Source organism: Streptomyces sp. NPDC090083, assembly GCF_044747445.1.
Taxonomy (GTDB): domain Bacteria; phylum Actinomycetota; class Actinomycetes; order Streptomycetales; family Streptomycetaceae; genus Streptomyces.
On the sequence record NZ_JBIVED010000018.1, the window covers coordinates 90,188 to 98,625 of the forward strand.

Annotated in this window: 6 protein-coding genes and 1 pseudogene; 2 read left to right on the forward strand and 5 right to left on the reverse strand. The window is 66.9% G+C overall.

Annotated elements, in window-relative coordinates; genetic code table 11:
- Positions 1 to 11 precede the first annotated feature (11 nt).
- A complete protein-coding gene (locus ACIPTO_RS40685; RefSeq protein WP_401200466.1) occupies positions 12 to 794 on the forward strand; it encodes a hypothetical protein in 783 nt (260 codons plus the stop codon).
- Positions 795 to 1,052: 258 nt separating this feature from the next.
- On the opposite strand, the gene ACIPTO_RS40690 is transcribed toward ACIPTO_RS40685, so the two are convergent.
- Positions 1,053 to 2,297 (reverse strand): IS256 family transposase, encoded by a 1,245-nt coding sequence (locus ACIPTO_RS40690; protein WP_401200468.1) that lies wholly within the window; start codon positions 2,295 to 2,297, stop codon positions 1,053 to 1,055.
- A gap of 41 nt (positions 2,298 to 2,338) precedes the next feature.
- On the opposite strand from ACIPTO_RS40690, the gene ACIPTO_RS40695 reads away from it, so the two are divergent.
- Positions 2,339 to 2,662 (forward strand): hypothetical protein, encoded by a 324-nt coding sequence (locus ACIPTO_RS40695; protein ID WP_401200471.1) that lies wholly within the window; start codon positions 2,339 to 2,341, stop codon positions 2,660 to 2,662.
- Positions 2,663 to 3,596: 934 nt separating this feature from the next.
- Here the strand turns inward: ACIPTO_RS40695 and ACIPTO_RS40700 are convergent.
- The 4 genes and pseudogenes from ACIPTO_RS40700 to ACIPTO_RS40715 form a co-directional block, all read right to left on the reverse strand.
- Positions 3,597 to 4,275: pseudogene (locus ACIPTO_RS40700) on the reverse strand (nucleotidyl transferase AbiEii/AbiGii toxin family protein).
- On the reverse strand, positions 4,272 to 4,661 hold the full coding sequence (locus tag ACIPTO_RS40705) for a hypothetical protein (protein WP_401200473.1): 390 nt from the start codon (positions 4,659 to 4,661) through the stop codon (positions 4,272 to 4,274). Before ACIPTO_RS40705 ends, ACIPTO_RS40700 begins: the two are co-directional and overlap by 4 nt.
- 570 nt (positions 4,662 to 5,231) lie before the next feature.
- Positions 5,232 to 5,915 carry a ScbR family autoregulator-binding transcription factor gene (locus tag ACIPTO_RS40710; protein WP_401200477.1) on the reverse strand — a complete coding sequence of 228 codons (684 nt, stop codon included), beginning with the start codon at positions 5,913 to 5,915 and terminating at the stop codon, positions 5,232 to 5,234.
- Positions 5,916 to 7,184: 1,269 nt separating this feature from the next.
- Complete coding sequence (locus ACIPTO_RS40715) at positions 7,185 to 7,466, reverse strand: hypothetical protein (protein ID WP_401200479.1); 282 nt, start codon at positions 7,464 to 7,466, stop codon at positions 7,185 to 7,187.
- Positions 7,467 to 8,438 lie beyond the last annotated feature (972 nt).

An 8,438-nucleotide genomic window follows, 5' to 3' on the forward strand; every position in this document is an offset into this window, starting at 1 on the left:
AGACGACACGTATGGACCTGGCATCACACCTGGCACGCATCGTCGAGGAAAGCTTCGACACCCCTCACCTCCTCCGCCCGCCCGACCCAAGCCACCTCTCGGAGGGACCCCGGACCTGCCAGGACGCGGTCGTGTTCGACGGCGTATGCCTGTACATCGACGTCAATGGGTCGAGCGACATCCTCAACGCCCTGGGCAGACAGGACGGAGCCAGGTTCTTCCGGGCGCTCGCCCTGGGCGCCGCCGCGGTCACGACCGCCAACGGGGGACACGTCTGCGGGGTGCACGGTGATGCCGTACTCGCGTTCTTCACCGGCCCGCACCACGCCCTCAGGGCCGTGTCCACCGCCAGACAGGTCGACACCTACGCCTCGGACACCCTGCATCCACGGCTGCGCGCCCGACTCGGCCGCAACCAAGCCGCGTTGCGGCGCGGACTCGGATTCAGTGTCGGCTGCGGCATGGACATCGGCCCGATCTTCGCCGTTCCCGTCGACGCGGGCGGCGTCAGGGACAGGATCTGGTCGGGACGCTGTGTGAACACGGCCGCCAAACTCTCCAAAGTGCCCAGGCAACGAAGACCCTTGGCCGTGACGGCAGAAGTACTGGACTCCATCGAGGCGGAGTCGCAACACCACCCCGACCGGCCGCCCTCCGGCTACTGGTCACCCGAGGCCACGGTCCACACGGCCGGAGCAACGCGCCGGGTGCGGTTCGGCGGGCAGCCGCCGGGAGAGAGGAAGGACGCGCCGCTGGGCCCGGAACGGCGCGTGTCGACGCCGGTCGTCTCGTAGGAGTTCGCTGTAGCGCTCCGTTCCGGTGCGGTCCGGTTGTGACGGGCTCGGACCGTCCCGTGTGCTGCCGGTGCCCCGGGTCGCGGACCTGTCGTTCAACCAGCCAGTGTCTCCCTTTCCGCCGTACAAGAGCGTCTACGACTACTACGCCACGTGGGAAGCGGACGGCACCACCGAGCAGGTCCACAACCTCCTGCGGGACAAGACCCGTCGCGCCTGCGGCCGCAGCGCCGGGTCATGTCCCGCTGAGTGGTGTAGTCACGGCAGCTGTTTCGATTCCGGTTGCGGCGTGATCTGCGGCTCGGCCGGGGTCGGCTGGGTGGTGAAGAGTTCGGCCATGGAGGCTTCGGAGAGGTAGCGGCGGTCGAAGACCTGCCATTCGTCGTGGAGTTCGGCCAGGACCGCGGCGGCGAGCCGGTCCAGGGCGGCGGGGTTGGGGAAGACCTGGACGACGTCGGCCCGTCGTTTGATCTCCCGGTTCAGCCGTTCGAGTGGGTTGGTCGACCAGATCTTTTTCCAGTGCGCCGGCGGGAAGTCCGCGAACGCGGTGATGTCCGTTGCCGCGTCCAGCAGCATCTTCTTGACCTGCGGGAACTGCCGTCCGAGCATGTCGGCGACCACGTCCAGCTGGGTGCGGACGGTTGCAGCGGTGGTCTGCGCGAAGACGGTGCGGATGGTGGCCGCGACCATCTTCCCGGAACCCTTTTCGATCACCGCAAAGACGTCTCGCACGAAGTGAACGCGGCAGCGTTGCCAGGCCGAGCCGAGGAAGACCGTGCGGATCGCGGCCACCAGACCACTGTGGCTGTCGGAGATGACCAGCTGGACGTTCTCCAGGCCGCGGGCCCGCAGCGAGCGCAGGAACTTCGTCCAGAACGGCTTCGACTCGCTGTCGCCGACCATCAGCCCGAGGATCTCACGGTGCCCGGTGGCAGAGATGCCGGTCGCGATGACCACGGCCTGCGAGGCGATCCGGTGATTCACCCGCGCCTTGCAGTAGGTGGCGTCCAGGAAGACGTAGGGAAAGACGGTGTGATCCAGCGGCCGTTCCTTGAACGCCACGAGTTCTTCGTCGAGTTCGCCGCAGATCCGAAAGACCTCGGACTTGGAGATCCCGCTGTCCGCGCCGAGCGCCTTGACCAGATCATCCACGCTCCGGGTGGACGCACCGTGCACGTATGCCTCCATCACCACGGCGATCAGCGCCCGGTCGATCCGCCGGCGGCGCTCCAGCAGTGAGGGGAAGAACGACCCGGTCCGCACCTTCGGGATCTTCAGGTCCAGGTCGCCGGCCTGGGTGGTCAACAAACGCTCACGGTGACCGTTGCGCCAGGTCGTGCGCTGGTCAGAGTGCTCGCCGGGGCTGGCGCCGATCACATCGGTGGCCTCGGCCTCGATGAACTCCTGCAGGATGCGCTCGCACACCACCCGGATTGCTTCAACTCCGTCGGCCCGACGTAGTGACTCCAGCAGCCGCATCAGCTCAGACTGGGACAAGGCCATCGCGTACTCCTCCGGTTGAACTGGCCGTTCACCAGGGAGACTTGCGCGATGACCTGCCCTTGTTCAGGGAGCACGCACGATCGGCGGATGCACGCCCCGGGCAGACACCCGCGCGTTCCGGGACCCTGTCCGGCTACACCACTTCAAGGGACGCCATCCTCGTCGCTTCCATGGCTGGCGTCGTCAGACGGCAAAGCCTTCCTGACCTGACCGTCGACGTGGCCGCGGAACTCCGTTCCCTCTCCTCCGTGATTGTCTGTGAACTCTGGACCGATGCGGCGGACGACGCGGCGTTCGGCGCGATCGCCTGCCAGGCGCTCAATGACGTCCGGCCTCTACGGGGCCGGTTTCGCCCGGAGACGTGAGCGTGCGCCCGGCAACGGGGTTGAATCCGGCGCCGTCGGCGCGTCGCGGGTCCGGCGGATGAATCTTCGTCGCCGGTCGGGGCACTCGCCTGACGTCAGTGTTCACCGCCCCCGGAGAGGTCATGACGGAGCGTACCGAAGACCCTGAGCACAGCCGGTTCTGCAAGGCATGTGGCGCGCCTGCCGGAGACGGGAAGCTGTGCCGACATTGCGGAGTCGTGCTGGAGATCCCCGAGGAGGCGAGCCTGATCGACGACGAAGGCGCGGCCGTGCGGCGGGACTTCGAGAGTCGGGGCACCTCTCCCGACGGACAGGCCGCACCGCAGCGGAAGCGGACACTGAGGCAACTCAATCGCGTCCGGGGCTTCTACGGGGTAGGCGTCGCCCTTTGGGCCATCTCGACCACTTGGGCGGCATGGGACTCTCCCGGAAGCCGGCCGATGTGGACGTCGGTGCTTCTCCTTGCCGTCTTCGTGGGCTTGCTGGCCCTGACAACGCTGTGGTTGCGGCGCCTTGGGGGCGCGGGTGCAGCAGAACCGGCGCGGCACGCTGCACCGCGATCGACGAGTGTCCCGAGCATTTCGGCTTCTCGTTCGACGCTCTGAGATTGGCGTTTATGCACTGTGGCCTCTCGTCATGGCTGCTGCGAGGCTCGGTCTGTCGTGTTTCCCGACGGGGTGCTCGCGTGCTCGGTGCTTGTTCTTCATGCCGGTTGGCCGGCCGGGGCCTGTGGTGCTGGGTTTCGGTGCACTGGCTGGCTGGGGAGCCTGCCGTGGGGGCTTCGAAATCCTTGGCGGACGCAAAAAGATTGCCCGGCCCGGACGGGGCGATAGCCGGACCAGCGGTGGACGTTGTCGAGGGTCAAGACCGCGATGGGGACGACAGTCCTCGGCCATTGACCGATGCAGGGGTAGCGGTAGTCGGGTGTTTTGGATCAGCTGGTGTGTGGGTCGTCGGATTCCTGAAGGAGGCGGGATGCGAGCTGGTCGGCCCATTCAACGGCCCAAGTGCGCAGCGCGGTGATGGTGGTGTCGTCGAGGCCGTAGGCGACGAAGGCCTCGTCGTCGGTCCACTCGGCGCCTGCGAGGTTGGCTTGCAGATCTTCCCGCTCGAAGCGGCCCCGGGCATGCCGGCGTCCGAATTCTTCGAGGTCGGCGGTGCTCCAGCGTTGGGATGCCGCGAACACGTCGATCAGGTCGCGGGGTGCACCGCGGTCGCCCAGGGCGCGGACCTTGGTTCCGATAACGTCTTCTTCTGCGAGGACGGGACCGTAGGGGCTGTGTGCGATGGGGCGCGAGAAGATCTCTTTGAGGATGTCCACCTCGCAGTCCTGCCCGGTGGCCGGATCGGTCACCGTGAAGCGGGCGGACAAGGGCGCGGTCTCCAGTGACTGGACTTGCCAGCCTCGTGCTTCCAGGCCGGCGCAGAGGGTGGCTGCGATGTCGGTCATGGGAGCCGGGTTCTCGGTGGCTACGTCGAGGTCCTGGCTGGGGCGGTTCACGAGGTGGTGTGCCCGCACGGCGTATCCGCCGGTGAGGACCAGGGGGGTAGGGAGAACCGAGGTCGATCACATCCGCAAGGAGGCGGGTATGCAGTTGAGGCATGTCGCTCATGCGGCTGTCCGGGCGCGGTCAGCGAGCTGGGGAAAGGTGTCTTCCCATACCGTGCGCACGGTGCGGCCGGTGAGGGTACGCAGGATCGGCCACATCTGGAGGAGTAGATCCTTGTTGAGGTAACGGGGTAGGTCCTCGCGCAGCCCTTCGTGCAGGACAGTGCGGTACAGGCCCATGCGCTGGCGGGGCTTGCCCAGGTCGTAGGAGGTCAGGCCGGACCAGGCCACGTGCAGTGGCAGCTCCACGACTCCCTGGGTGGGCCCATCCAATTCCTCCAATGATTTCGGCAATCGCTGAATGAACTTGGCCCGGTAGAGCGCGAGGTCGTCGGCGTGTGCGCCGGACAGGTCCGGTGGAGGGGTTGATGCATGTGGGCTGGCTGCCATGGCTCCCATTATGGCGGGTCGCTGTGTGTCGTTGCGTGGTACTCGCCTGGGGGATGTGTGCCCTGTTGTCGGGGCCGTCCGTGTCGTTTTGTGTCTCGTCGGTTCTGTGGCGCGGTTTTGTCTGTGTGTCAGATCTTTGTCGGGGGAGTCGTGGGAGTTCGCTGGGGCGTCAGGCGGCGCTGTTGGTTCCGGGGAGTTGAAACGCCTGTGCAGCGGGGGTATTCGTTCTCGGGTTTGCTCGTGATGCCCGCTTTGGTGACGGCAGGGGTTGGTCGTTCGGTGAAGAAGACGTGGAAGGCCCGTTCCGAGTCCCAGTCGTGGGTCGTGTTGAGTCCGTGGGTGCCGGACCATGCCACGTGGATCTGGCCGCCAGTCGGTGTGCTCTCCTTCTAGCCGACCGCGTCGCGCGCGGTGTTGTACTGATCGCGGGTGAGATTCTCCTAGTCGCCGGTTGTGGTGGTCTGGTCGTCGTCTTGTGTGTGGCGTACGGGGCGAAGGGCGCAGGGGAGTGCGCTGAGGTGACGGTTCGCTCTTTGTGCAGGGCTGTGAGGGATCCGGCGTTGACGTTCTTTAGGCCACGTTGTCTTCGCCGTCTTCTGTGTTTTCGCTGTCTCCTTCTCCGCTGGTGCCGTGGGTGAGGTGGGTGATGTTGGGGGTGAGGTTGAGGGTGGTGAGGGTGGCGGGGTGGGTGGTGGTGGGGAGGGTGTGTTTGAGGAGGGTGGTGATGGTGGTGGGGAGGTTTTGGTAGTTGGTGGTGGCTTGGGACATGGCTTGGATGCCGGCGAAGGCGCCGACGAGGATTTGGGCGGTTTCTTGGGGGTTGACGTGGGGGAGGAGTTCGCCTTGTTGTTGGGCTTGGGTGAGGAGGTTGGTGATGATGGTGGTCCAGTTGTGGAAGGGGGCGGTGCGGTCGAGTCCGTCGGCGCGTTGGTCGAGGGTGAGGCGGACGCCGGCGCGGACGAGGGGGTCGGTTTGGAGGCGGTGGGCGTGCAGCATGATGGTGTCGATGAGTTCTTGGGTTTTGCAGGGTTGTGGGGGGACGGTGATGGTTTGGTCTTGTCCGGCGAGGACGCCTTGGGCGAGTTGTTCTTTTGATTTGAAGTGGAAGTAGAGGGCGCCTTTGGTGACGTTGGCTGTGGTGAGGATTTCGCTGATGGTGGCGGCTTGGTAGCCGCGTTCTTCGAAGACGGTGGCGGCTGCCATGAGGATGGTGTGGCGGGTGCGGATGGCGCGGTCTTGTTTGGGTTGTGGCATGTGGGTGGCTTCTTTCGGTGCGGGTGGGGGGCCGCGGGTGGGTAAAAATACCGTCCAGTTCGTATAGTCTACGGGGTTTGGTGTGGGGGGTGGGGGGTTGTGCGGTGATCGGTTGTGGGGGTGGGGTGGTGGTGCGGGGCGGGTTGTGGCGGGGTGCGGGTGTGAGGGGCGGGGGTGGGGCCGGGCTGCGGTGGCGGCCGTCGAATAGTGGCTTTTAGGGCTTTTTTTGGGCATGTGTGTGGTTGGTTTTGGTGGGGCCGGTTCCTCGGTGCAGAGGGCGGTGGTGTGGGGGCTGGTCGGCTGTGCGCGTGTGGCCTGTGGTTCCTGACCGTTCTGCTGCTGCGTCTGGCCCGGGGGTGTTGGCCACTGTCGTTGTGCCATGGATGCATACGGTCCCGGGCACGAGCACACTGCAGAGCGTGAGGTGTCCGTGCCTTCCTGTTGGGGTCCTGCCTCGGGCCAGTTGCCGTCGAGCCTGACTGAGCTGGCCGGCCCCACGCGCGGCCTGGTGGATCTGCCGTTGCATCTGGCCTGGTCGGGTCTGCGTACGTTCGATCTGGGCGACGGGAAGCTGCTGTTGGGCATGTAGCGCGTCGTGTTGACCACGGGCCTGCGTGAGGACTGCCTCCGGTTCCTTGACGGTGATCTCCTGGTCTCGCATTGGCCCCGGCTGCGGAAAATGGTCGGCCGCGGTGTCCGTACGGCGTGGGAGGACGTCTTCCCTGTGTTGCGTCCGCGCAGCGGCCAGGCTGTCGCATGAATCACCCGGGGCTGCCGGTTCTCCCTGCGCGTCACCGTCGGCTCCTCATCGGCATCCTTGATCTGGGCCGTCCTTATGGGCTCGCTCTCAGGGGCGGTTATGCGGTCCGGGCGCACGGCATCGTTCATCGCCCCAGCCGGGATTTCGACTTCGCCACCACTCATCCCGCCGTGCTGCCGTAGATCGCCGACCGCCTGGCGCAAGGACTGGGTGCACGCGGCTGGCAGGTTTCCGCGCTGCATGCTGCGTCTGTCTGGGCGCGTTTTCTGGTTGCCGGTTCTGGCGGTGGAGGGTCTTGCGGTATGGCGCGGGGTGTCCGGTGGCCTGGTCGTGGTGTGGTTGAACCGCTGTTGCTGTGGTTGTTGCGGCATGTGTCGGGTGGGGGGCGGCTGGTCGTCCGTCACGGCGTGGGCTGTGTCTTCGTCACGGGGGCTGTCTTCACCCCCTGCCTGTTGCAGGAAGGGGTGCCGGGTTCTGGCGTATCCGCGCTGTGCTGCCGGATGGGGTGCTTATGGTCGGGTGGCTGTGGCTGTGGCTGTGATGCCGCAGGCGCGGAGCTTGCGGGTCAGGAGTTCCATCTCGGGAAGAGTCCCTGTGTGGTCACCGCTCAGCACGCGGTGGAGCACAGCCTTGGCGTTGACCAGGTCGGTGCCGAGTTCGGCTCGCAGCACCCGCAGTATCACGGCGTTCGTCGCCGGTGGACTGCTCACCTGCAGCCTGGCGGGGCCCGACGTGGACAGCAGCTGATCCCGCTGTTCGCTCGGCAGGTCTGCGCCGCACACGGCGGCCATGAATCCGCATACGGGACATGTTGATTCGGTGTCCCACCGCAGGTGGCCGTCCACGAGGGCCTGGACGCCGCAGCATTCCAGCTCCGCACCGCAGTCTTGGCATGTCGCGGAGTACCTGACGGACTCGGAAACGGTCTGTTCCATACCCACCTCCAACGGGGGCGAGGTCAACGGCAGGCTGAGATCGTGCCGGGTTCCGGAGCGCGGCGGTTCGGCCGGCACGGCGATTCCTGGCACGGGCGGGCCGGGGAAAGGCTGTTGTCCGCTGCCGGACGTGACGAGGGTGGCGGCATCGTGGGGCGGGGCGTGCTCCAGAGTGCGGCAGGCGAGGCGGTGCAGCAAGAAGCGGTGCAGCAAGAAGCGGTGCGATGCCGGCCTCCTGAAGGGGGTGTTCTGGCAGCCGCCGGTGGTGCTGGGACTGGGCCCGGTCACCGTCCTGGAGGACCTGCAGCGGTGGAATGGCCACGCTGGGGGCGCGCCGTCCTGAGGAGCGGGAGGTCGGGGAGCTGCACGGTCGCCTGGGATCGGTGGCGTGGGTGGGTGGTGCGGGGTCTGGGTCCTGCCACGTTTCGGGGAGCTTCGGCAGTGGGCCTGATGCCGGCAGGGCGGCCTCGCCGTGCGTCTTGCTGAGCCGTTTTCCGGCGGTGACGTCGGCGGGCACTGATCCGCTGGAGGCCTGGCGGCCCGTCATTTCGAAGAAGTCGTGTGGTGCTGGCGGCGGCCGGTTCGTCGCCGGGTGGTGTGCTGGCCGGGGTGCGCAGGTCTGGCTGGGGTGCGGCGGTGCGCGTGTGGGGCGGCCTTGGGGGTGGTGGTGATGGCCGTCGCGGTGTGTCCGGTGCGGCTTGGTGGGGGCGGGGGTGTCTTGTCCTGCCGTGAGCCGTGAGCCGTGAGCCGTGAGCCGTGAGCCGTGAGCCGTGAGCCGTGAGCCGTGAGCCGTGAGCCGTGAGCCGTGAGCCGTGAGCCGTGAGCCGT